This is a genomic window from Tsukamurella spumae (assembly GCF_012396015.1).
In the GTDB taxonomy this organism is placed as follows: Bacteria; Actinomycetota; Actinomycetes; order Mycobacteriales; family Mycobacteriaceae; genus Tsukamurella; species Tsukamurella spumae.
Map to the genome: position 1 here is coordinate 1 of NZ_JAAXOQ010000044.1, position 25,084 is coordinate 25,084.

Annotated in this window: 29 protein-coding genes; 8 read left to right on the forward strand and 21 right to left on the reverse strand. The window is 72.3% G+C overall.

Annotation, left to right across the window (positions count from 1 at the left end; genetic code table 11):
- From HF999_RS20810 to HF999_RS20820, 3 genes are all read right to left on the reverse strand, one after another.
- A partial coding sequence (locus HF999_RS20810) for a 6-phosphofructokinase (RefSeq protein WP_210734024.1) occupies positions 1 to 313 on the reverse strand: 313 nt, incomplete at its 3' end.
- Between the two features lie 56 nt (positions 314 to 369).
- A complete protein-coding gene (locus tag HF999_RS20815) occupies positions 370 to 1,026 on the reverse strand; it encodes a response regulator (protein ID WP_168547721.1) in 657 nt (218 codons plus the stop codon).
- Between the two features lie 9 nt (positions 1,027 to 1,035).
- Entirely contained in the window at positions 1,036 to 2,310 is a 1,275-nt protein-coding gene (locus tag HF999_RS20820; protein ID WP_168547722.1) for a sensor histidine kinase, read from the reverse strand.
- Between the two features lie 112 nt (positions 2,311 to 2,422).
- Between HF999_RS20820 and HF999_RS20825 the strand changes: the two genes are divergently transcribed.
- From HF999_RS20825 to HF999_RS20835, 3 genes are all read left to right on the forward strand, one after another.
- Positions 2,423 to 2,986 (forward strand): hypothetical protein, encoded by a 564-nt coding sequence (locus HF999_RS20825; RefSeq protein ID WP_168547723.1) that lies wholly within the window; start codon positions 2,423 to 2,425, stop codon positions 2,984 to 2,986.
- The gene (locus HF999_RS20830; RefSeq protein WP_168547724.1) at positions 2,983 to 4,179 is read left to right on the forward strand and encodes an alpha/beta-hydrolase family protein; all 1,197 of its coding nucleotides are present in this window, start codon (positions 2,983 to 2,985) and stop codon (positions 4,177 to 4,179) included. The genes HF999_RS20825 and HF999_RS20830 overlap by 4 nt, the downstream gene beginning before the upstream one ends.
- Before the next feature lie 108 nt (positions 4,180 to 4,287).
- Entirely contained in the window at positions 4,288 to 5,190 is a 903-nt protein-coding gene (locus tag HF999_RS20835; RefSeq protein ID WP_168547725.1) for a DUF559 domain-containing protein, read from the forward strand.
- A gap of 111 nt (positions 5,191 to 5,301) precedes the next feature.
- On the opposite strand, the gene gatA is transcribed toward HF999_RS20835, so the two are convergent.
- The 5 genes from gatA to HF999_RS20860 all read right to left on the reverse strand — a co-directional run bounded on the left by gatA (position 5,302) and on the right by HF999_RS20860 (position 9,284).
- Positions 5,302 to 6,792, reverse strand: coding sequence for an Asp-tRNA(Asn)/Glu-tRNA(Gln) amidotransferase subunit GatA (gene gatA / locus HF999_RS20840; protein ID WP_168547726.1), 1,491 nt, complete (start codon positions 6,790 to 6,792; stop codon positions 5,302 to 5,304).
- A 2-nt stretch (positions 6,793 to 6,794) separates the two neighbouring features.
- Entirely contained in the window at positions 6,795 to 7,103 is a 309-nt protein-coding gene (gatC, locus tag HF999_RS20845; protein ID WP_168547727.1) for an Asp-tRNA(Asn)/Glu-tRNA(Gln) amidotransferase subunit GatC, read from the reverse strand.
- A 21-nt stretch (positions 7,104 to 7,124) separates the two neighbouring features.
- Positions 7,125 to 7,670, reverse strand: coding sequence for a dihydrofolate reductase family protein (locus HF999_RS20850; RefSeq protein WP_168547728.1), 546 nt, complete (start codon positions 7,668 to 7,670; stop codon positions 7,125 to 7,127).
- Positions 7,667 to 8,602, reverse strand: a complete 936-nt coding sequence (locus tag HF999_RS20855; protein WP_168547729.1) for a helix-turn-helix transcriptional regulator — start codon at positions 8,600 to 8,602, stop codon at positions 7,667 to 7,669. Before HF999_RS20855 ends, HF999_RS20850 begins: the two co-directional genes overlap by 4 nt.
- Positions 8,603 to 8,666: 64 nt before the next feature.
- The gene (locus HF999_RS20860; RefSeq protein WP_168547730.1) at positions 8,667 to 9,284 is read right to left on the reverse strand and encodes an antibiotic biosynthesis monooxygenase; all 618 of its coding nucleotides are present in this window, start codon (positions 9,282 to 9,284) and stop codon (positions 8,667 to 8,669) included.
- Positions 9,285 to 9,393: 109 nt separating this feature from the next.
- On the opposite strand from HF999_RS20860, the gene HF999_RS20865 reads away from it, so the two are divergent.
- Positions 9,394 to 10,047: an ACT domain-containing protein gene (locus HF999_RS20865; RefSeq protein ID WP_168547731.1), complete on the forward strand. Its 654-nt coding sequence runs from the start codon at positions 9,394 to 9,396 to the stop codon at positions 10,045 to 10,047.
- Here the strand turns inward: HF999_RS20865 and ligA are convergent.
- From ligA to HF999_RS20880, 3 genes are all read right to left on the reverse strand, one after another.
- Positions 10,040 to 12,145, reverse strand: coding sequence for an NAD-dependent DNA ligase LigA (gene ligA, locus HF999_RS20870; RefSeq protein WP_168547732.1), 2,106 nt, complete (start codon positions 12,143 to 12,145; stop codon positions 10,040 to 10,042). The genes HF999_RS20865 and ligA overlap by 8 nt on opposite strands.
- Positions 12,146 to 12,155: 10 nt before the next feature.
- On the reverse strand, positions 12,156 to 12,362 hold the full coding sequence (locus HF999_RS20875) for a hypothetical protein (protein ID WP_168547733.1): 207 nt from the start codon (positions 12,360 to 12,362) through the stop codon (positions 12,156 to 12,158).
- 104 nt (positions 12,363 to 12,466) lie between these two features.
- Positions 12,467 to 13,129: a hypothetical protein gene (locus HF999_RS20880; protein ID WP_168547734.1), complete on the reverse strand. Its 663-nt coding sequence runs from the start codon at positions 13,127 to 13,129 to the stop codon at positions 12,467 to 12,469.
- A 97-nt stretch (positions 13,130 to 13,226) separates the two neighbouring features.
- Between HF999_RS20880 and HF999_RS20885 the strand changes: the two genes are divergently transcribed.
- Positions 13,227 to 14,492, forward strand: coding sequence for an NAD(P)/FAD-dependent oxidoreductase (locus tag HF999_RS20885; RefSeq protein WP_168547735.1), 1,266 nt, complete (start codon positions 13,227 to 13,229; stop codon positions 14,490 to 14,492).
- Here the strand turns inward: HF999_RS20885 and HF999_RS20890 are convergent.
- Positions 14,464 to 15,327 carry a TIGR03619 family F420-dependent LLM class oxidoreductase gene (locus HF999_RS20890; protein ID WP_168547736.1) on the reverse strand — a complete coding sequence of 288 codons (864 nt, stop codon included), beginning with the start codon at positions 15,325 to 15,327 and terminating at the stop codon, positions 14,464 to 14,466. The genes HF999_RS20885 and HF999_RS20890 overlap by 29 nt on opposite strands.
- Before the next feature lie 57 nt (positions 15,328 to 15,384).
- Here HF999_RS20890 and HF999_RS20895 point away from each other — a divergent pair, with 57 nt between their 5' ends.
- Complete coding sequence (locus tag HF999_RS20895) at positions 15,385 to 15,804, forward strand: MmcQ/YjbR family DNA-binding protein (protein ID WP_168547737.1); 420 nt, start codon at positions 15,385 to 15,387, stop codon at positions 15,802 to 15,804.
- A 6-nt stretch (positions 15,805 to 15,810) separates the two neighbouring features.
- On the opposite strand, the gene abmR is transcribed toward HF999_RS20895, so the two are convergent.
- From abmR to HF999_RS20940, 9 genes are all read right to left on the reverse strand, one after another.
- Positions 15,811 to 16,332, reverse strand: a complete 522-nt coding sequence (abmR, locus tag HF999_RS20900) for an ATP-binding transcription factor AbmR (protein ID WP_168547738.1) — start codon at positions 16,330 to 16,332, stop codon at positions 15,811 to 15,813.
- 87 nt (positions 16,333 to 16,419) lie between these two features.
- Positions 16,420 to 17,748: an ammonium transporter gene (locus tag HF999_RS20905; protein WP_168547739.1), complete on the reverse strand. Its 1,329-nt coding sequence runs from the start codon at positions 17,746 to 17,748 to the stop codon at positions 16,420 to 16,422.
- 17 nt (positions 17,749 to 17,765) lie between these two features.
- Positions 17,766 to 18,773 (reverse strand): uroporphyrinogen decarboxylase/cobalamine-independent methonine synthase family protein, encoded by a 1,008-nt coding sequence (locus tag HF999_RS20910; protein ID WP_168547740.1) that lies wholly within the window; start codon positions 18,771 to 18,773, stop codon positions 17,766 to 17,768.
- Positions 18,766 to 19,863 (reverse strand): tRNA 2-thiouridine(34) synthase MnmA, encoded by a 1,098-nt coding sequence (gene mnmA / locus HF999_RS20915; RefSeq protein WP_168547741.1) that lies wholly within the window; start codon positions 19,861 to 19,863, stop codon positions 18,766 to 18,768. The genes HF999_RS20910 and mnmA overlap by 8 nt, the downstream gene beginning before the upstream one ends.
- Entirely contained in the window at positions 19,863 to 21,068 is a 1,206-nt protein-coding gene (locus tag HF999_RS20920; protein WP_168547742.1) for a cysteine desulfurase family protein, read from the reverse strand. Before HF999_RS20920 ends, mnmA begins: the two co-directional genes overlap by 1 nt.
- Before the next feature lie 63 nt (positions 21,069 to 21,131).
- Positions 21,132 to 22,013 carry a lysophospholipid acyltransferase family protein gene (locus HF999_RS20925; RefSeq protein ID WP_168547743.1) on the reverse strand — a complete coding sequence of 294 codons (882 nt, stop codon included), beginning with the start codon at positions 22,011 to 22,013 and terminating at the stop codon, positions 21,132 to 21,134.
- A 3-nt stretch (positions 22,014 to 22,016) separates the two neighbouring features.
- Entirely contained in the window at positions 22,017 to 22,817 is an 801-nt protein-coding gene (locus tag HF999_RS20930; protein WP_168547744.1) for a GNAT family N-acetyltransferase, read from the reverse strand.
- Positions 22,818 to 22,919: 102 nt separating this feature from the next.
- A complete protein-coding gene (locus HF999_RS20935) occupies positions 22,920 to 23,735 on the reverse strand; it encodes an NUDIX hydrolase (protein WP_168547745.1) in 816 nt (271 codons plus the stop codon).
- A 39-nt stretch (positions 23,736 to 23,774) separates the two neighbouring features.
- Positions 23,775 to 24,104: a hypothetical protein gene (locus HF999_RS20940; protein ID WP_168547746.1), complete on the reverse strand. Its 330-nt coding sequence runs from the start codon at positions 24,102 to 24,104 to the stop codon at positions 23,775 to 23,777.
- A 93-nt stretch (positions 24,105 to 24,197) separates the two neighbouring features.
- On the opposite strand from HF999_RS20940, the gene HF999_RS20945 reads away from it, so the two are divergent.
- Together HF999_RS20945 and HF999_RS20950 are read left to right on the forward strand one after the other, a co-directional pair.
- Positions 24,198 to 24,620, forward strand: a complete 423-nt coding sequence (locus HF999_RS20945) for a MarR family winged helix-turn-helix transcriptional regulator (RefSeq protein WP_168547747.1) — start codon at positions 24,198 to 24,200, stop codon at positions 24,618 to 24,620.
- Positions 24,621 to 24,750: 130 nt separating this feature from the next.
- Positions 24,751 to 25,084: hypothetical protein (locus HF999_RS20950; protein ID WP_168547748.1), on the forward strand; the 334-nt coding region annotated here is incomplete at its 3' end.

Below are 25,084 nucleotides of genomic sequence, written 5' to 3' on the forward strand. Positions count from 1 at the left end.
CCTCCCCGCCGATCGGGATCAGCACGTCGATGCCGTTGTCGTCGAGGGTCTGCCGGATCCGGTCCAACCCCGCCCGCAGCACATCCGGATGGGTGCGGGCGGTCCCGAGCATCGTGCCGCCCTTCGTCAGCAGCCGGTCGTTGCGGTCGTCGTTGGACAACTGGACCCGACGGTCCTCGAGCAGACCACGCCACCCGTCCTGGAAACCGACCACCGCCGACCCGTACCGCGCATCACAGGTACGCACCACCGCCCGAATCACCGCGTTCAACCCCGGACAGTCACCACCACCGGTCAACACCCCGACACGCAGACTCATGGAGATGATCTTGCCGTCTCGGCCGATGTCCGGCAGGGCATCGCTCCGGCTCACCCCGGCGTGACGACGCCCGTCTCGTACGCGTACACCACCGCCTGTGCCCGATCGCGGAGCCCGAGCTTCTGCAGGACCTTGCTGACGTGCGTCTTCACGGTCTGGTCCGAGACGAACAGCGCCTCGGCGATCTCGGCGTTGGACCGGCCGGCCGCGATCGCCTCCAGCACCTCCCGCTCGCGGGGCGTCAGGGTCTTCAGCTCGGGCGGCGCGGTCCGACGGTGCGCCCGGGCCGCGGTGACCTCGGCGATCATCCGTCGGGTGACCGACGGTGCCAGCAGGGATTGGCCCTCGTGCACCACCCGGACTGCGCGGACCAGCTCCTCCGCGGGCGCGTCCTTGAGCATGAACCCGGACGCGCCGACCCGCAGCGCCTCGTAGACGTAGTCGTCGATGTCGAACGTGGTGAGCATGAGCACCCGGACGCCGTCGTGTCGGCGCAGGATCTCGGCGGCGGCCTCGAGCCCGTTCATTTCCGGCATGCGAACGTCCATGAGCACGACATCGGGCTGCAGCCGCGCGACCTCGGCCACGGCCGCCCTGCCGTCGGGGGCGTCCCCGATCACGGAGATATCGGGCTGCGCGCCCAGCAGGGCACCGAAGCCCTGCCGGACCATGGCCTGATCGTCGGCGATGAAGACGGTGATGGGCACGCGCCCAGCCTAGGCGGTGGCACCGTCGGGTCGCGCCGGGAACGACGCACGGACCGCGAACCCGCCGCCCGCCGTCGGCGTGGCCGACAGGGAGCCGCCGACGGTGCGCGCCCGCTCGGTCATCCCGGGGATTCCCTGGCCCAGCCCGGGGCCGCCGAGATCGGCGTCGGAGGTGCGCGGGCCGTTCTCGATGCTCAGGTTGAGCGTGCCCGCGTCGAGGGTGAGCGCGACGGTGATCGCGGCGCCCTGCGCGTGCCGCGTGGCATTGGCGATCGACTCCTGCACGATGCGGTAGGCGACCAGCGCCGTGCTCTCGCCGATCACCGACGGATCCGGCAGTGGCAGGTAGTCGACCGCGACGCCCGCCGCGCGGGCGCCGTCGATGAGCTCGTCGACGCCGCCGAGCCCGGGTGCGGGCGCGAGGTCCGCCGAGGCGTCGTCGAGCCGCAGCACGCCGAGCAGCGCCCGCACCTCGTTGAGCGCCTCGCGGGCGGAGACGGCGATCCCGTCGAACTCGGCGCGGGCCCGCTCGGAGACGTCGGGCACCCGGTACTGCGCGGTCTGCGCCTGTACCACGACGAGCGACATCCGGTGCGCGACGATGTCGTGCAGGTCGCGGGCGATGCGCGTGCGCTCCTCGAGGATGGCGCGCCGGCCGCGCTCGAGCTCGCTGACCTCGGTCTGCTCCTCCAGGCGGGTACGGGACTGCAGCGCCAGCCGCAGCAGCAGGATGATCACCAGCGAGACCATGATCCCCGCGACCCAGCCGCCGCCGGTGCCGTCCTGCGCGTTGATCCAGAACAGCACCGACGAGGCCGCCGCGATGGCCACGGCGTCGAGCGGCCGGCACTTGAGGAAGGCGATCCAGCTGGTGATCAGCATCGCCATGATCAGCGAGACCTGCCAGTTCCACTGCCAGTCCTGCTTCGCGTCGAACCACAGCAGCGGGAAGAGGGCCGCCGTCGCGGCGACGATCCCCCAGGCGGCGCGCGGGTGCGCCCAGGCGATCGCGATGGGGAGCACGGACAGACCGCTGATGATCGGCAGCAGCACCGCGGGCACGGTGAACTGCTCGTTCAGGGTGGGCCAGGCGACCGCCCACATGATGAGCGCGATCAGGAGGAAGAGCCAGTTGATCTTCCGGGACAGGAAGATCCCGAGCGGCGTGGCGTGCAGCGCACCGTCGGGGGCCTTGATGTGCAGCGCGCTCTGCCGGTCCAAGTAGCGGCCCGCGCGCACCGTCGCCCGCCCGAACCGCTCGATCCTCTTCGTGGTCGTCCTCATGGAAGGCAACGCTAGGGGCAGCGCGCGCACGCCGTCCTCATACTTTCGGGTGAGATCGGACCACTCGCACAGCCGATCCGCCGATCCGCCCGGCGTTCCTAGCGTCGTCGGCATGACCCGCCGTATGCTCGCCGCCGCAGCCGTACTCGCCGTTCCCCTGTCCTTCGGCATCTCGTTGCCCGCCGCGGCGCAGAAGGTCGCGCCCACGGAGGACGCGGCCTCGGCCGCCGCGGTCCGCGCGATCGCGGACCCCACGGTCGCCGTCGCCGACCAGATCCGTTCGATCCCGGCCGGATTCGCGTACACCGCCGTCGCCGGACCGGGATACGCGATCAACCCGCACGGCGACTGCTCGTCGGTGGTGCCGCTCCCCGCCGATTTCGACGTCCCCTGCAAGGCCCACGATCTCGGCTACGACCTGCTGCGGCACGCCGACGCGACGGGCCGTCCACTGGGAGCGTGGGCGCGCCGGCTCATCGACGACACCCTCGCGGAGCGACTGTCGGCCGCATGCGGAGCCCGGCCCGTCCAGCAGCGCCGGCAGTGCGCCGATGTCGCGGGGATCGCGGTGCTCGCCGTGCGCGCCAACACGTGGCGCCAGCACGACGGTCCGCCCCGCGCCGAGTCCGTCTCCGAGCTCGCGACGAGCTGGCTCACCGCCGGCGGCCGGCTGTGATCGCGGCGCCGCGGCTCCCCGCGGGTGCAGCCACCGGGTACGCGGTCGGCGTCGCCTGCGCCGCGTTCCCGAATCAGCTGCCGCGCACGGTGTTCGTGCAGCTGGTGGTGTGCCTGGTGCTCGGCGCTGCGGGCGCCGTCGTCGGAGCGGTGATCGCGCGGGGACGGCCCGTGCACTACCGCGCGGCCGGATACCTCGGCTCCGTCGCGCTCGTGGGGTGGCTGTTGTGGCAGAACCGGGTCCGGGCGGCCGCGGAGGTCTCCCCGGTGGGACCGCTCGGGTTCGCCGTACTGGTGGGCGTGGTCGCGATGGCGCCCTTCGCCGTCGCCGCCCTGTGGTCGGTGCGGCTCCGGGCGGCGCTCGTGGCGCTCGCCTCCGTCACCGCGGCCGCGGGGGTGGCGTGGCCGGCGGCCGCGCGTCCGGCCGTGGAGTCCGCCTCGTACGCACAGCGTTTCACCGACATCGAATCGCGCGCGCCCGGCGTACGGGTGTACGCCTCCCTGGCCGACGGTGCCTCCCCCGCCCGCCGGGCCGCCGTCGCGGTCGACCGGCTCGTCGCGGCCGGCGGACTGGCGCGGCGGGCCGTCGTGATCGCGGTTCCCACGGGATCCGGCTGGGTCGACCCGCATTTCGTCCGCGGCGTCGAGGAGGCGATGCGGGGCGACAGTGCGATCGTGGCCGTGCAGTACACCCAGATGCCGAGTTGGCAGTCGTTCGTGCTGCACCGCGACGCCGCCGCGGCGACCACCGCGGCCCTCATCGACGAACTGCACAGGCGTGCACCGTCGATCGCGCTCCGCGTGTACGGCCAGAGCCTGGGGACGGTGGGGGTGGTCGCCGCGCAGCGGCGAGCGGCGGAGCTGCGCGCCCCGATCGCGGCGACCCTGCAGGTGGGTACGCCGGCGGGCGTCGCGATCACCGGCCCGGCGCAGCTCAACGCCTCCGACCCCGTCGGCATCTGGTCGCCGCGGCTGCTCGTCGCGCCGCCCGGCCGCGCCGCCACCGCCCCCGGCCGTGCGACACCGCGCCCGCCGTGGGTTCCGCTGCTCGGGTTCGTCCAGGCCACCGTCGACCTGCTGGGTGCCACCGCCCCGCCGCCCGGTCTGGGTCACCGCTACGACGAGCACCAGGGATCGGCACTGGTGAGCGGCCTCCCTGCCCGCATCGCCCTCCCCACCGCAGCCTCCTCGTAACTTAACAGCGTTAGCCCAGACAGCTTCCTGCGGAAACGTGTGCATTGGGTGCTAGCTACCCACGAGTAACCAGTCCGATGGAACCCGACCACGGGTCTGGTGCGTCCAATGAGCATGGGGACCTTCGAGCGCGAGGTGCATCACTCGGCAGAGCTGATCGCCGAGGTGGGGCGGTACACGGCGGAGAAGGACTACCGGTGCGTCACGCCCGGCTTCCGGGTTCCGCGCGGTGCGGCGGGCGGGACGGTCGGCGACCTCGCGACCGCGATGGTGCGCCGGTATCCCGGCTCCGTGCTGTGCGGGTGGACCGCGGCACGGCTGCACCTGCACCCGATGGCGAAGTCCCGCGAGTTCGTGGAGGTGTTGGGCCCGAAGCAGATCCGGCGGCGGGGCGTGATCAGCCGCACCGCGGAATTCACGGGCGACGACGTGGTGATCCGCTACGGACTGCCATGCACGTCACCGTTGCGCACGACGATGGACCTCATGCGCTACACCCGCGGCGACGAGGGCATCGCCGCCGCGGACCAGTGCCTGCGCGCGATCGGGAGGCCGGCCACGGCGCACCGTCCGGCCCGGGTGTCCCGCCCGGCGATGGCGACGGTGGAACGGATCGAAGCCGAGCTGGAGCGGCGGGAGTGGTGGCGGGGCAGCCGGATCCGCGACGTACTGCGCGAGGCCGATGGTCGATCGCAGTCGCCGTGGGAGACCTTCTCCCGGTTGACACTGCACCGCGCGGGGCTGACGAACATGATCCCTCAGGTCCCCGTCCTCGACGGCGAGTACTACCTCGATCTCGCCGACGAGGTCCACAAGGTCGCCGTCGAGTACGACGGGGCCTACCACCGCGACGCGGAGCAGCACGCCGCCGACGTCGAGCGCTGGAACGTGCTCGAGAAGGACCTGGGCTGGAACCTGATCATCGTGACCTCGGGACCGCTGAAGAACCGCCCGGACGCCCTGCTCCGCCGTGTCCGCCGGGCGCTGACCGAGCACGGCTACCGAGCATGACGAACCTACCCACGGGTAGCAAGCACCCGATGCACACGTTTCCGCAAGACACCGTCTGGGCTAACGCTGTTAAGTTGCGGGAGGGGCGGACCGTCAGGCGACGGGGCCGAGTCAGGCGACGGGGCCGCGAGCGGCCTCGTACGCCGCGCCGACGCGGTAGAGCCGGTCGTCCGCCTGCGCGGGCGCCAGGATCTGCAGGCCGACGGGCAGGCCGTCGTCCGTCGAGAGCCCCGAGGGCACCGACATGCCGCAGTGGCCCGCGAGGTTCGTCGGCAGCGTGAACAGGTCGAACAGGTACATCGCCAGCGGGTCGCCGACCTTCTCGCCCAGCTTGAACGCCGTGGTGGGCGTGGTGGGCGAGACGATGACGTCGACGCTCTCGTAGGCGCGCGCGAAATCGTCGGCGAGCAGGGTGCGGACCTTCTGGGCACTGCCGTAGTAGGCGTCGTAGTAGCCCGAGCTCAGCGCGTAGGTACCGATGATGATGCGCCGCTTGACCTCCGGGCCGAAACCGGCCTCGCGGGTGAGCGCCATGACCTCGTCCGCGGAGTGCGTGCCGTCGTCGCCGGTGCGCAGGCCGTAGCGCATGGCGTCGAACCGGGCGAGGTTCGAGGAGACCTCCGACGGGAGGATCAGGTAGTACGCCGCCAGCGAGTACCGCAGCGTGGGCAGCGACACCTCGACCGTCTCGGCTCCCAGGTCGCGCAGCTGCTGCACGGCCTTCAGATACGACGCCTGGACGCCGGCCTCGGTGCCGTCCGCGCCGAACTCCTTCACCAGGCCGACCCGGACGCCCTTGAGATCGCCCGAGGCCCCCGCACGCGCGGCCGCGACCACGCCGGGAACCGGGGCGTCCAGCGAGGTGGAGTCGCGCGGGTCGTGCCCGGCGATGACCTCGTGCAGAAGCGCCGTGTCGAGGACGGTGCGCGCGCACGGCCCGCCCTGGTCCAGCGACGACGCGCAGGCGACCAAACCGTAGCGCGAGACGGCGCCGTAGGTCGGGCGCACGCCGACGGTGGCCGTCAGCGACGCGGGCTGGCGGATCGAGCCGCCGGTGTCGGTGCCGATGGCGAGCGGCGCCTCGTACGAGGCGAGCGCCGCGGCGCTGCCGCCGCCCGAACCGCCCGGGGTACGGTCGGCGGCCCACGGGTTGCGGGTCACGCCGTAGGCCGAGTTCTCCGTCGACGAGCCCATCGCGAACTCGTCCATGTTGGTCTTGCCGAGGATCGGGATGCCGGCGGCGCGCAGCTTGGCGGTGACGGTCGCGTCGTACGGCGCCGTCCAGCCCTCGAGGATCTTCGAGCCGCACGTGGTCGGCGCGTCGGTCGTGGTGAACACGTCCTTGAGCGCCAGCGGCACGCCGGCCAGGGCGGACGCGGGCTGCTCGCCGCGGGCCCGGGCGTCGTCGACGGCGCGCGCGGCCGCCAGGGCCTGCTCGCCGGAGACGTGCAGGAAGGCGCCCAGGTCACCGTCGACCTCGGCGATCCGGTCGAGGTGCGCGCTGGTGACCTCGACCGAGCTCAGCTCGCCGGAGGCGATCTTCGCGGCCAGGTCGGCGGCGGTGGCGCCGGTGATCTCGTTCGATGCACGAAGGTCGGTCATGGTCACTCCTCCCCCAGGATGCGCGGCACGGCGAACCGGTCGCCCTCGCGGGCGGGCGCGCCGGAGAGCGCCTGCTCCGGCGTGAGGCCGGGCACCGGCACGTCGGCCCGGTCGACGTTCACGTTGCCGACCGGCAGCGTCAGCGGCGCGACGTCCGCGTCGGTACCGTCGGAGCCGATCTCGGTCACCACCTTGACGTGCTCGAGGATCGAATCGAGCTGCGTGGCGAACACGTCGAGCTCTTCGTCGGTGACGGCGAGGCGCGACAGTCGCGCGAGGTGCGCGACCTCGTCCCGGGAGATGGCAGACATGCCTGCAATCCTAGGCGGCGCTCAGCCGCGCGCCCCCACCACCCGGTAGCGGCCGCAGAGGAAGGCCTTGTTCCGCGCCCACTCCACGAGTTCGAAGTCGAAGGGCCGCGGGAACAGGGGCCGCCCCGCGCCGACGGTGGCCGGCGCGTAGCTGATCACCACCTCGTCGAGCATCCCCGCCTCGGCGAACTGCGCCGCAAGCTCGCCGCCGCCCACGACCCACACCCCCTTCTCGCCCGCTGCCGCCTCCAGTTGCTCCCGGTGTGCGGCCGGCTCGCCCGCGACGAAGCGCACGCCGGGGTGGATGGGCGAGAGCTCCCGGTGGGTGAACACGAACACCGGGTAGTCGGCGTAGTACCAGGGCTCGTCGCCGGCCTCGACCCGATCCACCACCCATTGATAGGTGGTGTAGCCCATGACGATCGCGCCGACCGTCTTCATGTACTCCTCGATGTTCATCGGCCCGCCGTCGTCGATCGGCTGGTCGAGCAACCAGTCCAGGCTGTCGTTCGCGTCGGCGAGGAAGCCGTCGAGGGTGGACGCGGTGTAGTACGAGTAGGCGGTCATGCGTTCCCTCCGGTGATGCGTCGGTGCCAGATGATCGGGTCGGGATCCAGTTCGGGGGTGTCGACGGCGACGCCCGCGTCCGCGAGCATCCAGCGGGCCAGCAGCCGACGGTGCGCGGAGAAGGTCAGTTCGTGCGCCACGATCTGCGCCAGCAGGAAGGACTCGGGCGGATCGCACAGGGCGTCGATCACGCGATCGCCCCACGCCCCGCGCCGGTCGATGTCGCGGACCAGGCCGAGCCAGCGCGGCGAGTTCTCGGCGTGCGCCCGCGCGAGCGCAGCGGGGTCGTCGTCGGGCGGCAACACGGGAGCGGATTCGCCGGCGATGGACGCGCGCCAGGGCGCGGTGCTGAACACGAGGTGCCACATCAGCTGCGCCAGCGACTCGTCTGGGCCGTCCCAGTGCCGGGGCCGCGAGCCCGGCAGCCGCACCTTCCGGTACGCCTCGGGCGCCAGTGCGGCCACGGCGCCGAGCAGCGCCTCGATGTCGGCCGCGTCGTGCTGAACCTGCAGTGCCAGTACGTTCCCCGCGGACTCGGTGTGTCCCTCCCCGGAGTCCACGTACAGCACCGTCGGGGAGTGGAAGTGCAGGCCGTTGGGCGCGGGTAGCCAATGCCCGACGGTGCGCGGCAGTCCGCTCGGCGAGTGCCCGTAGGCCCGCGCGAAGGCGCGGATGAAGCCCCCGACCGAGCCGTAGCCGGCGGCGAAAGCGGCGTCCGTCACCGCCCAGCCCCGCTGCAGCTGCCATGCCGACCGTTCGAGGAGGATGCGCCGGCGCAGCGCGACGGGCGGCTCACCGACGCCCGCGGAGACCTGCCGCGCGAAGTGGGACGGCGAGCTGTACGCGCCGGCCGCCATGGCGTCGAGATCGTCGTGCGGATCGGCGAGCACGGCGTCGAGGAGCCGGCGCAACGGATCAACGGGTTCGGGCATGTGCACCAGTATCGGCCCCGCCGCCGTCCGCGCGCTTGACCGTTCTTGCTCGATCCGCGCGCGCTCAGACCAGCGAGCGCCGCTCCAGCCAGGGTTTGATCCGGGCGGTGATCCACGGCAGCACCAGGAAGACCATGAGCGGGGTGTTGATCAGCGTCGCGATCAGGGTGCGCGCCACCAGATCCCAGCCGTGGGAGCCGAGCGGCAGATGCGGCAGCACCAGGAGGTTGATCACGAGCGAGAGCGGGAAGAAGCCGAGCCAGATGGCCACGGCCTGCTTCCACCGCGGCGGCACGGCGACCACGGGCGAGGCGGTGACGCCCGGCCCGGCACCGTCGGGCTGCGGGGAGAACCAGCCCTCGATCCCGGAGAGTCGGTGCGTGGCGGTCTCGACCGCGACGCCCTCGCCGCGCTCGAGCCAGTGCTTGCGCATGCGCGAGCGCTGCCACTGCGCGAGCTCGGCCTCCGAGGCGAACCGGTAGATCACGATGTACTCGTCGGACTGGTGCGCGGAGCGCACCCATCCGCCGCCCAGGAAGCCGGGGTAGGTCCGGGCCAGGGCGATTCCCGCATCGGTCCAGGTCACGAAGTCGTGTTCGCGGCCGGGTGCGATGCGTCGGGCAACAGAGGTGAGCGCGGCCTTGTGGGCCTCGGGCGCCTCCGAACGGGTATCGGTGGGCATGTGCACAAGTGTCGGCGAACCGGGCCGCCACGGCCAACGGGGGCGCTGTGATCTTCGTGACGCGGTCCTCGGAACTGCGCCCTCGCGGCACTGATGACAGAATCGTGGGGTGTCCTACCTCCTTCGCGTCCGCCTGACCGACCGCCCCGGTAGCCTCGGCTCCCTCGCCGTGGCCCTCGGCTCCGTCGGTGCCGACATCCTCTCGCTCGACGTCGTCGAACGCGGCGACGGATTCGCGGTGGACGACATCGTGGTCGACCTGGGGCCGCAGTCGCTCCCGGACACGCTGATCACCGCCGCGGAGGCGCTCGACGGCATCACCGTCGACTCGATCCGCCCGTACGTCGACGTCCTGGACACGCACCGCGAGCTGGAGCTGATCGACCACGTGGCGGCCGCGAAACACGATCAGCTGCAGATGCTGGTGGACCAGGTGCCGCGTGTCTTGCGCGTGGGTTGGTGCGCCGTGCTCGCGAACGGCCCGGACACCCCGTGGCCCGTCCACGGTTCGTCGGGCCTGCCCGAGACGCCACCCGAGGACTTCGGCTTCCTGCCGCTCAGCGGCCCCGTCGCCATCGACGGCGAGGCCGACTGGGTACCGCAGGCCTGGCAGCAGATGGACACCAAGCTGGCCGCCGCGCCGCTGGGCGCCATCGGCAAGGTGGTTCTCGTGGGCCGACCCGGCGGACCCGACTTCCGCCCGTCGGAGGTGGCTCGGCTGGGCTACCTCGCGGGCATCGTGGCGACGGTGCTGGTCAGGTAGCGTCCGGCTCCGCGACGACCGCCTCCGCGGCCTGCGGCCGCACCGCGTCGGGCCCGTCGGCCAGCAGCGTCGCGAAGCCCTCCTCGTCGAGGATCTGCACCCCCAGCTGCTCGGCCTTCTCGGCCTTGGACCCCGGCGCATCACCGATCACGACGAACGCCGTCTTCTTCGAGACGCTGCCCGCGGCCTTGCCGCCGCGCACCAGGATGGCCTCCTTCGCCTCATCGCGCGAGAAGTTCTGCAGCGACCCGGTGACCACGATCGACAGGCCCTCGAGGGTCCGCTGCACGGACTCGTCGCGCTCGTCCTCGAGGCGGACGCCCGCGGCGCGCCACTTCTCGACGATCTCCCGATGCCACGCGACGGTGAACCAGTCGATCACGGCCTCCGCGATCGTGCGACCGACACCGTCGACCTGCGCCAGACGGTCCACGTCGGCCGCGGCGATGGCGTCGAGGCCGCCGAACTCCTGCGCGAGCGCCCGCGCGGCCGACGGGCCGACGTGCCGGATGGACAGGGCGACGAGGACGCGCCAGAGCGGCTTGTCCTTCGCCACCGCGAGATTGGCGAGCAGGCGCTGAGCGTTCGCCGACAGCGTGCCGCCGTCGTTGGTGAACAGCGGGACCCGCAGCAGATCCTCGGGCGTGAGCGAGAAGACATCGCCCTCGTTGTGCAGGACCGGCGAGGTGGTCAGGGCGGTGGCCGCCTCGTACCCGAGGCCCTCGATGTCGAAGCAGGTGCGCCCGGCGAGGTAGAACAGGCGCTCGCGGAGCTGGGCCGGGCAGGTCTCGGTGTTGGGGCACCGGATATCGGCGTCGCCCTCCTTCGACGGGGCGAGGGCAGCCCCGCACTCCGGGCAGGTGACGGGCATGACGAAGGCCCGCTCCGTGCCGTCGCGCAGGTCCACGACCGGGCCGAGCACCTCGGGGATCACATCGCCCGCCTTGCGGATCGTGACCGTGTCGCCGATGAGCACGCCCTTGCGCTCCACCTCGGAGGGGTTGTGCAGCGTGGCGAACTCGACCGTGGAGCCGGCGACGGTGACCGGCGCCATGTAGGCGTACGGGGTCACTCGCCCGGTGCGCCCCACGTTGACCCGGATGTCGAGGAGCTTGGTGGTGACCTCCTCGGGCGGGTACTTGTAGGCGATGGCCCAGCGCGGCGCGCGGGAGGTGGCGCCGAGGCGGCGCTGCAGGGTGATCTCATCGACCTTCACCACCAGGCCGTCGATCTCGTGCTCCGGGTCGTGCCGGTGCTCGCCCCAGTAGAAGACGCGGTCGACCACCGCGTCGGCACCGACGACCTGCTTCGTGTACTGCGAGACCGGCAGGCCCCAGGCCGCGAGGGCCCGGTACGCGTCGTGCAGGCTCGACGGTGACCAGTCCCCCTGGATGCGGCCGAGCCCGTGGCAGATCATGCCGAGCCGGCGACGCGAGGTGATCTGCGGGTTCTTCTGGCGCAGCGATCCCGCCGCGGAGTTGCGCGGGTTGGCGAAGGGCGGCTTGCCCTCGGCGACGAGCCCGGCGTTGAGCTCCTCGAAGTCGGCCAGCCGGAAGAAGACCTCGCCGCGCACCTCGAGGACCTCGGGGATCGGGAACTCGTCCGACGGGGTGAGGACGTGCGGCACGTCCCGCAGGGTGCGCGCGTTGAGCGTGACGTCCTCACCGGTGCGACCGTCGCCCCGGGTGGCGCCGCGCACCAGCGCGCCGTTCTCGTAGACGAGGTTGAGGGCGACACCGTCGATCTTGAGCTCGGTGAGGAAGACGGCCTCGCGCCCGACCTCCTTCTGGACGCGGGCGACCCAATCGCGCAGCTCCCCCTCGTCGAAGACATTGTCCAGCGACATCATCCGCTCGAGGTGGTCCACCGCCGTGAAATCGGTGGAGAAGCCGCCGCCCACCAGCTTGGTGGGCGAGTCCGGCACCGCGAGCTCCGGGAACGCCGACTCCATCTCCTGCAGCCGACGCAGCAGGGCGTCGAACTCGCCGTCGGACAGCACGGGCGCGTCCTGGACGTAGTACCGGAACTGGTGCCCGCGCACCTCCTCCGCGAGTTCCTGCCACGCGCGGCGGTCGTCCTCGGTCAACTCCTTCGACATGGAAGTGAGGTTAGTCGAGGGCACCGACAGGGGGCCGCCGCGCGCGGCGGGTGGGTCGCGCGTCTACGCGGGCGCGACCGTCGAGGTGGTTGTAGTCGCGGAGGTCGACGACGTCGTCGAGGTCTCCTTCGCGTCCGATCCACCGCATCCTGCAGCCAGCAGCAGCGCCGCGGCCGCCGTCACCGCCCTGCCGTACGAACACCTCTGCTTTCGTCACGCACGAATATGCGACGGAGCATTGCAGGCTGATTGTGGGATCGCATCGACCGTTCGACCGATTGTTTCCCTCGCGTCAGCCCGCCTGCGCGAACCAGCGAAGTCTCAATTCTTCTGCACCGCGATGCTCAGCACGTACCCGCCGGGGAACTCCGGGAGGCCCCGGGCGTCGCGCTTGACGCCGAGCGTCTTCAGCAGGGCGGGCCGCGCCTCGTCCGACGCCCGAATGAGCTTCGAGTAGGCGAGCCCGTAGTTCTCGTCCGAGAGCGTCAACATGACGTCGAACGGGACCGCCTTGGATGCCTCGACCGCCTCGGGCAGGTGCGCCACCCGGGCCGCCGCCGCCGTGGGAACGACTGCGAGTTCCAAAGTGCCGGCGTAGACCAAGGAGTCCACGACGACGAGATCAGCGGGCCGGACGGTGGACGGGTTCACCATCGAACTGCCCGGGTACTCCGGGAGGACGTGCAGCCGCACGGGGCGCTTCGGGTTCAAGGCGATCGGAACGCGCACGCTCAGATTGAGCGCATCGCGTACCTGCTGCAGACTTTTGCCGACCATGTTCGTAATGTACACGTCGCGCGCGCGAGCACGCGCGTCGGCGAAGTCCTTGGGCGAGATCGTCACACCCGGCGCGACCGTGACCGGAGCCGTAGGCACTCCCGGAGTCGAACTGGGAGTGGGATCAGCGCTGACCACTCCGCCCGCCGCCGTCACCGCGAGCACAGCGATGACCGCCGCCAGCGGCGTACGAGTCTTCGAGTTCATGAATCAACGATAGCGTACTACTTATCGGACGGGGAAGGAAAGTCGTAGACGATCGGATTCACGCCCACGTCGCCGCACGATGACCCATAGTCGTGCCATGACCACCTCGAGCACGGCCCACAAGGCCATCGTCGTCGGCGCCGGGATCGTCGGCCTGTCCACCGCTTTCAGCCTCCAACAACGGGGCGTGCAGGTGACCGTCGTCGACCGGATCGGTCCGGCGGCGGGCGCCTCCTGGGGCAATGCGGGCTGGCTGAGCCCGGCGTTCACCATTCCGCTCCCCGAGCCGGCGCTGCTCAAGCAGGGCCCACGGGCGCTGCTGTCACCGTCCTCGCCGGTGGCGCTGGTTCCGTCGACCGACCCGGCGGTGGCCCGGTTCATGGCCGCGTTCGCCCTGAACTGCACGCCGCACAAGTGGGCCGCGTCGATGCGCACCTACTCCACCCTCAACGCCCACATCCACGACTCCTTCGAGCGGCAGATCGCCGCCGGCGTGCGCGGCGAGCTGCACGCGCACGACATGACCTTGGGCTTCGCGAGCCTGCACGACGCCACGGCGATCCTCGACGAGCTGGCCCGCGTCTCCGCGGCCGGCCAGCAGATCGACTTCACGCTGCTCGACCCCGGATCCGCGCGCGAGTACGAGCCGCACCTCACCGAGAAGGTCGCTCTCGCACTGCGGCTGCGCGGCCAGCGGTACCTCGACCCCGGCGCGTACGTGCGGGCACTCGCCGACGCCGTGATCGCGGGCGGCGGTGAGCTGCGCACCGGCGTGGATGTGACGGAGGTCCGGCGCGACGGTGCCCGCGCCCGCGTGATCGGCACGGGGATCGACGAACTGACCGACGCGGCGGTCCTGTGCTCCGGCGCATGGCTGCCCCGCCTCGCATCGGCGCACGGCGTGCGGATCCCCCTGTTCGCGGGACGCGGCTACAGCTGCTCGGTGCCCGTCGACACCCCGCTGCAGGGCGCGACCTACTTCCCCGCCGCGCGTGCGGCGATCACTCCCCGGCCCGACGGTGCCGACGGCCGACCCCGCATCCGGGTGGCCGGGATCATGGAGTTCGCCGACCCCGATAAGCCGCTGAACCCCCAGCGGATCCGGGTGACCAACGACGCCGTCCGCCCGCTGCTGCGCGGGATCGACTGGTCGGGCATCGACGAGCAGTGGGTGGGCTCACGGCCGCTCTCGGCCGACGGCCTGCCGCTGATCGGGGGCACCGCCACGCCGGGCGTCTACGTCGGTGGCGGGCACGGGATGTGGGGGCTGACGCTCGGACCGCTCACCGGTGAGCTGCTGGCCGAACAGATCACCACGGGACGCGCGCCCGCGCTCACCGCGGGGCTCGATCCACTGCGCTAGCCAACCGCTCGAGGTACGCGGCGGCCGCCTCGATACTCGAATCATCCACGGGGAAGAGCACATCGGTGATGCCCGCCGCGGTCCACCGGGCGAGGCGGTCACCGTCGGGAACGGAATCGAGGGCGACGATGCGGGGCGAGCCCGCGCGTCCGTGCTCGCGCCAGATCTCGGCGAGCCGGGCGGCGGCGCCCGTGATCCCGCGGTCCCGCGGGGTGGTGATCCATCCGTCGGCGTTCTTGGCGATCCACGTGAAGTTCTTGTCGGTGGCCCCGGCACCCACCAGCACCGGCACCGCGCCCGGCGGTTTCGGCCAGGTCCAGCTGGGACCGAAGGAGACGAACTCACCGTCGTACGCGGCCTCCTCGTCGCGCCACAGGGCGCGCATCGCCTCGAGGTACTCGCGGAGCATGGTGCGGCGGCGCCCGGCGGGGACGCCGTGGTCGGCGAGTTCGTCGAGGTTCCAGCCGAATCCGACCCCCAGGGTGACCCGGCCGCCGGCCAGATGGTCGACGGTGGCGATCGTCTTGGCGAGCGTGATCGGGTCGGACTGCACGGGCAGTGCCACCGCGGTCGACAGCTCGATCCGCTCGGTGACCGCGGCCGCGGCGGCCAGCGAGGTCCACGGGTCGAGCGTGCGCAGGTACCGGTCGTCGGGCAGCTCCGCCGTGCCGGTGCCCGGGTGCGCGGCATCGCGCCGGGTGGGGATGTGGCCGTGCTCGGGAACGAAGTACGAGGCGAAGCCCGCCGCCTCGATGAGCGGCGCCAATCGGTGCGGGGGCACCCCGCGGTCGGAGGTGAACTGGACGATGCCGACCCGGGCTTCCTGTGTGGTCACCCCGAAAGTAGAACATGTTCCATCGACCGGCGTGGGCGTTCCACCTACCTTGGAGGCATGCCGCACCCGATCATGTTCGCAGAGGACGACCCCGTCCTCGCCCGCGTCCGCGCGATCGCCCTGGCCTTCCCGGAGGCCATCGAGAAGGTCGCGCACGGCCGTCCGACCTTCCGCTGCGGCAAGGTGTTCGCGATGTACGGCGGCGGCACGAAGAAGACCGAGCACCGCCCGCACGAGCAGCGCAATACGAGCGTGCTGTTCATCGCCGATCCCGCCGAGCGGGCCGCGCTGGAACAGGACGAGCGGTTCTACCTGCCCGCCTACATGGCTTCGGCGGGCTGGCTGGGCCTCGACCTCACGATCGGCGACGTCGACTGGGACGAGGTGGGCGAGCTCGTCGACGCGAGCTACCGTGCCATCGCGCCGAAACGGGCCCTCGCCCTGCTCGATGCTCAGGGCGGGGGCCCGTCGGACTAGACCTCGCTACAGCTGCGGCCCCTGCTCGCGCAGGTCGTCCACGTCCTTCATGGCCTTACGCAGCTCGCCGAGCCAGTCCTCCGTGTGCTCGCCGACCAGGCGCACGCACCAGGCCAGCGCGTCGGCCCGCGACCGGGCGACGCCGGCGTCGACGAGTGTGTCGAGCACGAGCCGCTCGGGCTGCCGGAGCCGCGACATCACCGGCACCGACTGATGCGTGAACAGGATCGTCTCGTCGCCCGCCGTCACGCCCCACGACACCCGCCGGCGGTAGCGCTCCTGCGCCTCGTCGGCGATCCGCATGCGCTGCTCGCGAGTGTCCTCGCGGAACCGGGCGGCGCGCCCCTCCCGCTGCGCGGCCGACTGCTCCCCGTCCGTGGGGAGTTGCCCGACCACCACGATCTCGTCGCGGTCGACGGTGACCCGCGGCGCACCGTCGAACCAATCCTCCGGGAGCCGGCCGGCGAACCAGTCCCCCGCATCCTTAGCGTCCGGCACCTCGGTGCGCGGACCACGTCCTGCCATCATGTGCGACCTCCTTTGTCAGCCTGATTACATGATTACTCCGGGCGCGGTCGGCTGTCGAGGGGTGATCGCCGAGGGCGAACGGTCCGGTCACCGTCCGGGTTCGAGCCGCCCGCCGCGGACCACGTGGAAGTCGTAGGCCGACTCGGCGTGCAGGCCGTCGTCGAGGCCGTCCGCCTCGTGCTGCGGGTCGGCGCGCAGGCCGATGGTCGCCCTGAGCGCGAGGCCGATGACCAGCGTGACCGCCATCGCGTAGCCGAGCACCACGACGACCGCGACCGCTTGGCGCCACAGCTGGTCCAGGCCGCCCCCGTACAGGAGGCCGTCGCGCCCCGCCGGGGCCGAGGCACTGCCGACCAGGCCGATCATCAGCATCCCGACCACCCCGCTCACGAAGTGCACGCCCACCACGTCGAGGGAATCGTCGTACCGCCAGCGGTACTTGAGCTCGATCGCGTACGAGCTGATCGCGCCCGCCGCCGCGCCCACCGCGAGCGCCCCGATCGGGGTCACCGCCGAGCACGACGGGGTGATCGCCACCAGCCCGGCCACCACGCCCGACGCGGCGCCGAACGAGGTGGGCTTGCCGTGCCGGACCTTCTCCACGACGAGCCACGCCACCATCGACACCGCCCCCGCACCCAGGGTGTTCACCACGATGAGTGCCGCCGAGCCGTTCGCGGCGAGCGTGGATCCGGCGTTGAAGCCGAACCAGCCGAACCACAGCAGGCCCGCGCCGAGCATGACGAAGGGCAGGTTGTGCGGGCGCATCGGGTCGCGCGGCCACCCTGCGCGCCGGCCCAACAGCAGCGCCATGACCAGCGCCGAGGCGCCCGAGTTGATCTCCACGGCGGTGCCACCGGCGAAGTCGATCGCCTTCAGGTGCTCGACGATCCACCCGCCGTGCGCGGCGGTCAGGCCCGGGGCCGAGAAGACCCAGTGGGCCACCGGGAAGTAGACGAGCGTCGCCCACAGCCCCGCGAACACGAGCCAGGAGACGAAGCGCATGCGGTCCGCCACGGCACCCGCGATCAGGGCGACGGTGACCATCGCGAAGCCGGCCTGGAAGGCGACGAACAGCAGCGCGGGGACATGGCCCACCAGCGGCACCGCGCCGGAGTCGGAGCCGTCCGCAGCGAAGGTCCCCAGCAGCCCGCGCAGGCCGGCGAAGGTGGTCGGATCGCCGATCACGCCGCCGCGGTCCGTCCCGAAGGTCATGGAGTAGCCGAAGACGACCCACAGCAGCCACACGACCGGTATCGCGGTCAGGCACATCATCATCATGTTGAGCACGCTCTTGCTGCGCACCATGCCGCCGTAGAACAGGGCGAGGCCCGGTGTCATCAGGAGGACGAGCGCGAACGCGGCGAGCAGCCAGGCGGTGTCTGCACCATCGACTGGTCCGGTGTGCGGGAACATCGCCGAAGTGTAGCGGGCTAGGAGACCGACTCCTCCGCCAAGACCGACCGAATCTCCTTGCAGGCGTCCAGAATCGGGCGAATCCCGGGCGAACCGGCCAAACCGCACACGGGCGTGACGGTGGCGCGGGTCAGATCGCGGCGCGGCAGGCCGATCTCGTCGTACACGCGCAGTGCGAGCGCCGCGAGGTCGGCCGGCGAGCGTCGGCCGGGCACCGTCGGGGCCAGGCCGAGGCCGATCACCGGGCGCGACTCGACGAGCTCGCCGAAGCCCTCGTAGTCAGCGGCGGCGAGGCGGGTGATGTCGACGAGGGCACCGTCGACCGGCACCCGGCGCACCACGTCCCACACGACGGGGCCGCACAGGTGCAGCAGGACCGGCGCACCTGCGTCGCGGACGGCGTCGACCACCCCGGCGAGAAGCTCGGCGGCCTCGATCGCGGGGACGGCCCGCACCGGGTCGAGCTTGGTCAGCGCCGGGACGGTGCCGTGCACGACCGACCACATCGACGGCTCGTCCAGCTGCAGCACGACGCCCGCACCGCACCGTCGGCGCAGGTCCGCGACGTGCCGCCCCAGGCCCTCCGCGAGCGAGGCCGCGATGTCGCGCATCGCCCCGCGGTCGCGGGCCACGCGGTGCCCGTTCGGCAGCTCCAGGCCGGCGGCGAGGGTCAGCGGGCCCGCCACCTGCGCCTTCACCGTCCCCGAGCCGCGTCGACGAGCGACCTCGTAGGCCTCCTCGAAGGCGTCGAGGTCGCGCTCCAGGTAGTCGCCGGCGCGCCGCGCGACCCGGCCGTCGGGCACGCCGATCCGGTAGCCCGTGGTGGAGACGTCGAACCCGATGTCGACGAGCAGGCCGGCGGCGCGGCCGATCATGTCGGCGCCGACACCCCGGTTCGGGAGCTCGGGCAGGAAGGGAACCTCCAGCTCGCCCACGACGGTGCCGGCCGCCTCCCGCGGGTCCGTCCCCGGCACCGAGCCGATCCCCGTGACCCCGCCGACCAGCGGTGCGAGGGGATCAGACATGCGCCGCGTCGTGCGCGGTCGAGCGGATCGTGCCGGAGCCGAGCACCAGGTCGCCGCGTTCGGCGTCGACGGCGTACAGCACCGCGGCCTGCCCCGGCGCCACGCCGCGCAGCGGCTCGAGCAGATCGAGGATCAGCCGGTCGCCGTCGGCGCGCGCGACGACCGGAGCGAGGCCGCCGTGCGCCCGGACCTGGACCATCGCCTCGACGGGCCCGTCGGGCGACGCACCGGAGGTCCAGACGGCACCGTCGGCGACGATGCGGGTGACGTCGAGCTGCTCACCGGTCCCCACTCGGACCTCGCCGGACTCGGCGTCGATGGCGGTCACGTACCGGGGCGCGCCGTCGGGCCCGGGGCCGGGGAGCCCCAGCCCCTTGCGCTGGCCGATGGTGAACTCGTGCACGCCCGCGTGCTCGCCGAGGCGCTCGCCGGTCGCGGCGTCGACGACGGCACCGGGCCGCACGCCGATGCGGGCGCCGAGGAAGGCCTGCGTGTCGCCGGACGGGATGAAGCAGATGTCGTGGCTGTCCGGCTTGTCGGCGACGGCCAGGCCACGGCGGGCGGCCTCCGCGCGGATCGCCGGCTTGGGGGTGTCGCCGACGGGGAACATCGCGCGGGCGAGCTGCTCCGCGGTGAGCACGGCGAGCACGTAGGACTGGTCCTTGTCGGCGTCGACGGCGCGGCGGAGCTCACCGCCGGACAGGCGCGCGTAGTGACCGGTGGCGACGGCGTCGAAGCCGAGGGCGTAGGCGCGCTCGGCCAGGGCGGAGAACTTGATCTTCTCGTTGCAGCGCAGGCACGGGTTCGGGGTCTCACCCGCGGCGTAGGCGGCGACGAAGTCGTCGATCACGTCCTCGCGGAAGCGATCGGCGAAGTCCCACACGTAGAACGGGATGCCGAGCACGTCGGCGGCCCTCCGGGCATCGCCCGCGTCCTCCTTGGAGCAGCAGCCGCGCGAGCCGGTGCGCAGCGTGCCGGGGGCCTCGGAGAGCGCCAGGTGCACGCCGACCACGTCGTGCCCCGCCTCCACGGCCCGGGCCGCCGCCACGGCCGAGTCCACGCCGCCGCTCATCGCGGCCAGCACGCGCATCAGCGGGCCCCCGTGAAGCTGAGCCCCGCGGCGCGGGCGCGGTCCACGACCTGGGCGAGGGCGTCGAGCGCCGCGTCGACATCGGCCTCGGTGTTCTCGGGGCCGAAGGAGAAGCGCAGCGATCCGCGGGCGGTGGCCGGATCGGCACCCATCGCCTCGAGGACGTGACTGACGCGCGCGACGCCGGCGCTGCACGCAGAACCGGTGGCGCACTCGATCCCGCGAGCGTCGAGCAGCATGAGCAGCGAGTCACCCTCGCAGCCGGCGAAGGAGACATGCGCGATCCCGGGCAGGGCGGGAATCGCATGCGCGGCACCGCCGTTCGCGAACGCACCCTCGAACCGGCCGATGCCGGCCAGGAGACGGTCGCGGAGCGCGGCGCGGCGCAGCGCCTCGTCGTCCATCCGGGCCACGGCCACCCGCAGCGCCGCGGCCATGCCGGCCGCGCCCGCCACGTTCGGGGTGCCGGAGCGCAGGTCGCGCTCGTGCCCGCCGCCGTGCGCCAGCGGCACGAGGGAGACATTGCGGCCGATGAGCATCGCGCCGACGCCCTGCGGGCCGCCGAACTTGTGCGCCGCGTTGGTCAGCACCGCGAGGCCGCTGGCATCGAAATCGATCGGCACGTGGCCCGCCGCCTGGGTGGCGTCGGAGTGCATCGGCACGCCGTCGCGGGCGCACTCGGCGGCCAGCTCGGCGATCGGCTGCAGCGTGCCCACCTCGTTGTTCGCCCACATCACGCTGACCAGGGCGACGGTGCCGGCGGCCTCGTCGAGCGCGGCGCGCAGGTCCGCGGGGTCCACCAGTCCGCGGTGGTCGACGGGCAGCAGCACGACACGCGCGCCCTCGTGCTCGCCGAGCCACTCGACCGCGTCCAGTACGGCGTGGTGCTCGATCGCGGAGGCGATCACCGTGACGGCGGCGGGATCCTCCGCGCGACGGGCCCAGAACAGCCCCTTGACGGCCAGGTTCACGGCCTCGGTGCCGCCACCGGTGAAGATCACCTCGGAGGGGCGGGCGCCCAGGTCACGGGCGATCGACTCGCGGGACTCCTCGAGGATGCGGCGCGCGCGGCGACCGGAGCCGTGCTGCGAGGAGGCGTTGCCCGGCCGCGCGGCGGCCTGCGTCATCGCCGCCAGCGCCTCGGGCACCATGGGGGTGTCCGCGGCGTGGTCGAGGTACACGGGGTTCTCGCGGTCGGGAGTCATCGCGTCCCCAGAATACGCGGATGCCGCGCGGTAGCGGTATTCGCGCACCCGTCCCTTTCGCGCCTACGCGGCGAGCGGCAGGCGCGTCCCGGGCTCGCTGAACTCGGCGTCGGCGAACACCGACGCCTCGGCCCGCGCGGCCAGCGCCCCGCGGCCTGCCCCCGCCCATTCCCCCGCGGCGATCACCTCGGTGGCGTGGACGCGCACCGCCACGCCGCGCGCCCCGATGACCCGGGAGATCGTCGTGATCTCGGTGTCGGATCCGACGTACGCGGCGACGGCGCTCTGCCGCGCGCCCCGCGCGGGGCCGGGCAGCCGCATCGAGTACCGCAGCGACACCGGCACCACGTCGACGCGCGCGTCGATCGCCGCCTGGAAGAACGCGGGCCGGAACTCGCCACGATGGAATCCGCAGTACGTGGTGCCCTCGGGGAACAGCGCCACGGTCCGGCCGGACCGCAGCAGACCGGACACGTGCTCGACGGTGCGCGGCAGGTCGCTCAGACGCTCGCGACGCAGGGGGATCGCTCCGAAGGCACGCATCAGCACGGCCACCGCCCGCATGTCGAAGATGTCCGCCTTCGCGACGAACGCCGCCGGCGCGATCGAGGCGATGGCCACGATGTCGAGCAGCGACTGGTGGTTCGCCACCACCAACGACCGCAGCGGCACGTTGCCCACCGGCTCCACCCGCATTCCCAGCGACCACAGCATCGCGCGGGCACCGCCGCGGATCACGACACGACGCGCGGTGGCCCCGCACGGGTAGGCGATCGCGAGCGCGACCAGCCCCAGCACCAGGACCGCGACGAACGCCGTCCAGCGGACCGCGCGCAGCCAGCGCGCCGCAGCCCGGGGCTCATCGGCCGAGCAGGCACCGTCGCACGGTGAAACCTGCTGCCAGGGATTTCTGGGCAGCTCCCGCAGCGGAACCGGGGGGTTCATGATCTACAGGCTCCCCGCCGCCTGCTGCAGCCGTTCCAGGTAGCGCACGTTGAACCGGGTCCGGTCGATGATCATCGGGAAGTCGGCGACGTCGAAGACCGGATCGAAGCTCGGCGCGCCGAGGATCTCGGCGTTCATCCGCAGGTAACCGGTGACGAGCGGCGGGAAGGTCCGGCGCGACGCCGGCGCGGCGGTGATCTCCTCGACGGGATTGCGGGGCGTCACCGTCCACTCGGCGCGGTGCTTGGCGTCCACCAGTTCGCGCACCGCGCGGACCGTCGCGCCCCGGTCGTAGCCCTCGTACTGCATCGGGACGCTGACGGCGCCGACCGCGTAGCGGATGTCGCGCAGGTCGCCGTAGGCCAGCAGGCCGGCCCACATCAGGCACAGCACGCCGCCGGTGCGGTGGTCGGCGCGGACGCAGGCGCGCCCCATCTCCATCATCCCGGGGCGCAGATGGTCGAGCTCGCCGAGCTCGAACTCCGTCGCCAGGTAGAGACCGCCGGCGGCGATCGCGCCGGGCGGCGGCAGGATCCGGTAGCAGCCGACGACGGTGCCGCTCGGCTTGTGCCGGATCATCAGGTGATCGCAGTACTCGTCGAACTCGTCGGCGTCGCGGCCGTCGCGCACCGAGGCCATGGACGCCTCGAACCCCGGCTCGGATCCGAAGACCTCGTAGCGCAGGCGCTGCACCGTGTCGACATCGTCGGCCCGGGTCGTGAGGACGACCTCGTAGTCGGCACCGTCGATCAGGGTCTCGCGGACGGGGGGCTGGCCGGTGAGAAGTGTTCCCGGTGTACTCATGGGCTCACAGTGGGCGCGCGAGGCGACGGGGCGGTGAACCGTGACCGAGCGGGTCGGTGAACCCTTGCCGAACGAGGGTGAATTCCGGGCTACGCCCCGGTGCTACAGCACCGGCGGCGGGGTGGTCGAGGGCATCGCCGCCCGGTATTCGGCGGCCTGGGCGAAGCGCAGCGAGTCGATCGCGCCACCGAGCGGCAGCTCGGGCTCGACGGGCTCGATCACGGGCTCGACCGCCAACAGGTCGGCGACGGTGCGGTGCTCAGCCACGGCGCGAAGTTGGGACCAGGTGGGCGGGAGCAGGAAGCAGCGGCCCGCGGAGAAGTCCGCGAGGGCCTGCGCGGCGGTCCGCCAGCCGGCCTCCTCGACCTCGCTCGTGCGATCGTCGGCCCGCTGGCCGTCCGGAAGGGCGGCGAGGAAGAAGCGGGTGTCGTACCGGCGCTTCTCGTTCTTCGGTGTGATCCAGTGCGCGAGCGGCCGCAGCAGATCGGCGCGGAGCACGAGGTCCTCGTCGCGGAGGAACTGCGCGAGGGAGATCTCCTTGGCCTCGAGCCGTTCCCGGGCCGGAGCGAGAGCCGCAGCGTCGGGAGCGGCCCCGTCGGACCCGGTGACCAACAGCACCCCGCACTCCTCGAAGGTCTCGCGGACCGCGGCGCAGACCAGCTGGCGCGCGTCGCGCTCGGCGGCACCGAAGCGCTCCGCCCACCAGGACGCCGCGGGCCCCTCCCAGGCCAGGTCGGCGTCGCCGTCGCGGGGGTCGACGCCGCCGCCCGGGAACACCGTCATCCCGCCCGCGAAGGCCATCTGCTGCACGCGACGCTGCAGGAAGACCTCGATCCCGTCCGCGCCGTCGCGGACCAGGACGACGGTGGCCGCGTCCCTCGGGACCGGCGGGGCGGGATTCTGGGCGTCGGGGGTCATTCGGTCACCGTAGCGGACGCCGCAGCGGCGCCGGCCGACTCAACCGAGTCCGAGCGCGCGGTCGAGTTCCGTCCGGAGAGACCGGGTCTCCCGGAGCAGGGCATCGACGGTGTCCGGGCCGGTCAGGAGACGGATGGCTTCGTCGACGGCGCGGAGGTACGCGCGCTCGTATCCCGCGCCGTAGTCGTTCGCGGCGGCCGCGAGGTGCTCGCGGGACGGAACCGGGGCCGCCACGCCCTCGAGGATCCGCAGGTAAAGGTCGCCGACATCGCCACCGGTCGCGACGGGCAGCGCGAGGTCACCGGCAGTGACTTCGGAGACGGACGCGGCGAGATCGCGGGCCGCGTGGCGCAGGGCTGAGGTGTCCATGATTCCCCGTAGGTTCGTGTCGAGAGCGAGAAGTGATTCATGCACCACGGTAGACGATATCGATCTACCGCGGTAGATCGATAGGAGGTTCACGTGTCGGACGCACCACCGAGCGGCCCCGACCTGGCCGCGCTGCTCGCGCGCCTGTTCCCCCGCCTGATGACGCTCGAGGAGCCGATCCTCGCCGATGCCGGCGTGACGATGTGGGAGTACGCGATCCTCAGCGAGCTCGTCTCGGACACCGCGCTGTCGCAGGTCGAGCTGTCCAGGCGCACCGGCCGCGACACAACGAGACTCGGGAAGCACCTCACCGCCCTCGAATCGCGCGGGCTCCTCTCCCGCGATCGCGCTCCGGACGGTCGACAGCGGACCGTCGGGCTGACCGATGCGGGGCGGGCGGCACAATCCGGCGCGAAGCGGGCGATCCGGGCGGCGGAGGACTCGCTGCTGAGCGAGAGCCTGTCTCCCGCAGAGTCCGCAGAGTTGCGTCGCCTCCTCACAGAACTCGGCCGCTGAGCGAGCACGGGACGGCGCCAGCGCCCCCAGGAAAGCCGACTGCAGCGGCGGCGAGAGACACGACCCACGCGCGGGCCTCATTTGTTCGAACCGTGTAGCCGATTCGCCCATTCAGGCGTATCATGGACTCATGACCCTCCCCGCCGGATTACGTGAGTTACCGGGGCATCTGATGCCTCCGGAGCTCAACGACGCCGCCGGGTTCCGGGAGCAGACCGCGAACCTGTTGTTCGAACAACGACGGTGCGAGAACCTCACCTTCTGCCGCACAGTCACCACCCTCTACAGCCTCTACCGCACCGTCTACGCCGACGCGGAAGCCGAATACCTGCAGCTGCCCGCCGCCGATGCCACCGACCGGGAACTACTCGCCCGCCGCAAAGACCTACGCCTGCGGGAGATCGCCCTCAACGCGCAGGTCGCCACCGGGCTGCGCCTGGGCCCCGACGCGGCGGACCGCGCGC

What these genes read in the sequence shown, in the direction of transcription:
- HF999_RS20820 (WP_168547722.1), bottom strand. Translation starts at nt 2,310, where the DNA reads ATGAGGACGACCACGAAGAGGATCGAGCGGTTCGGGCGGGCGACGGTG.
- HF999_RS20825 (WP_168547723.1), top strand. Translation starts at nt 2,423, where the DNA reads ATGACCCGCCGTATGCTCGCCGCCGCAGCCGTACTCGCCGTTCCCCTG.
- HF999_RS20835 (WP_168547725.1), top strand. Translation starts at nt 4,288, where the DNA reads ATGAGCATGGGGACCTTCGAGCGCGAGGTGCATCACTCGGCAGAGCTG.
- gatA (WP_168547726.1), bottom strand. Translation starts at nt 6,792, where the DNA reads ATGACCGACCTTCGTGCATCGAACGAGATCACCGGCGCCACCGCCGCC.
- gatC (WP_168547727.1), bottom strand. Translation starts at nt 7,103, where the DNA reads ATGTCTGCCATCTCCCGGGACGAGGTCGCGCACCTCGCGCGACTGTCG.
- HF999_RS20850 (WP_168547728.1), bottom strand. Translation starts at nt 7,670, where the DNA reads ATGACCGCCTACTCGTACTACACCGCGTCCACCCTCGACGGCTTCCTC.
- HF999_RS20855 (WP_168547729.1), bottom strand. Translation starts at nt 8,602, where the DNA reads ATGCCCGAACCCGTTGATCCGTTGCGCCGGCTCCTCGACGCCGTGCTC.
- HF999_RS20860 (WP_168547730.1), bottom strand. Translation starts at nt 9,284, where the DNA reads ATGCCCACCGATACCCGTTCGGAGGCGCCCGAGGCCCACAAGGCCGCG.
- ligA (WP_168547732.1), bottom strand. Translation starts at nt 12,145, where the DNA reads ATGTCGAAGGAGTTGACCGAGGACGACCGCCGCGCGTGGCAGGAACTC.
- HF999_RS20880 (WP_168547734.1), bottom strand. Translation starts at nt 13,129, where the DNA reads ATGAACTCGAAGACTCGTACGCCGCTGGCGGCGGTCATCGCTGTGCTC.
- HF999_RS20885 (WP_168547735.1), top strand. Translation starts at nt 13,227, where the DNA reads ATGACCACCTCGAGCACGGCCCACAAGGCCATCGTCGTCGGCGCCGGG.
- HF999_RS20895 (WP_168547737.1), top strand. Translation starts at nt 15,385, where the DNA reads ATGCCGCACCCGATCATGTTCGCAGAGGACGACCCCGTCCTCGCCCGC.
- abmR (WP_168547738.1), bottom strand. Translation starts at nt 16,332, where the DNA reads ATGATGGCAGGACGTGGTCCGCGCACCGAGGTGCCGGACGCTAAGGAT.
- HF999_RS20905 (WP_168547739.1), bottom strand. Translation starts at nt 17,748, where the DNA reads ATGTTCCCGCACACCGGACCAGTCGATGGTGCAGACACCGCCTGGCTG.
- HF999_RS20910 (WP_168547740.1), bottom strand. Translation starts at nt 18,773, where the DNA reads ATGTCTGATCCCCTCGCACCGCTGGTCGGCGGGGTCACGGGGATCGGC.
- mnmA (WP_168547741.1), bottom strand. Translation starts at nt 19,863, where the DNA reads ATGCGCGTGCTGGCCGCGATGAGCGGCGGCGTGGACTCGGCCGTGGCG.
- HF999_RS20920 (WP_168547742.1), bottom strand. Translation starts at nt 21,068, where the DNA reads ATGACTCCCGACCGCGAGAACCCCGTGTACCTCGACCACGCCGCGGAC.
- HF999_RS20925 (WP_168547743.1), bottom strand. Translation starts at nt 22,013, where the DNA reads ATGAACCCCCCGGTTCCGCTGCGGGAGCTGCCCAGAAATCCCTGGCAG.
- HF999_RS20930 (WP_168547744.1), bottom strand. Translation starts at nt 22,817, where the DNA reads ATGAGTACACCGGGAACACTTCTCACCGGCCAGCCCCCCGTCCGCGAG.
- HF999_RS20935 (WP_168547745.1), bottom strand. Translation starts at nt 23,735, where the DNA reads ATGACCCCCGACGCCCAGAATCCCGCCCCGCCGGTCCCGAGGGACGCG.
- HF999_RS20940 (WP_168547746.1), bottom strand. Translation starts at nt 24,104, where the DNA reads ATGGACACCTCAGCCCTGCGCCACGCGGCCCGCGATCTCGCCGCGTCC.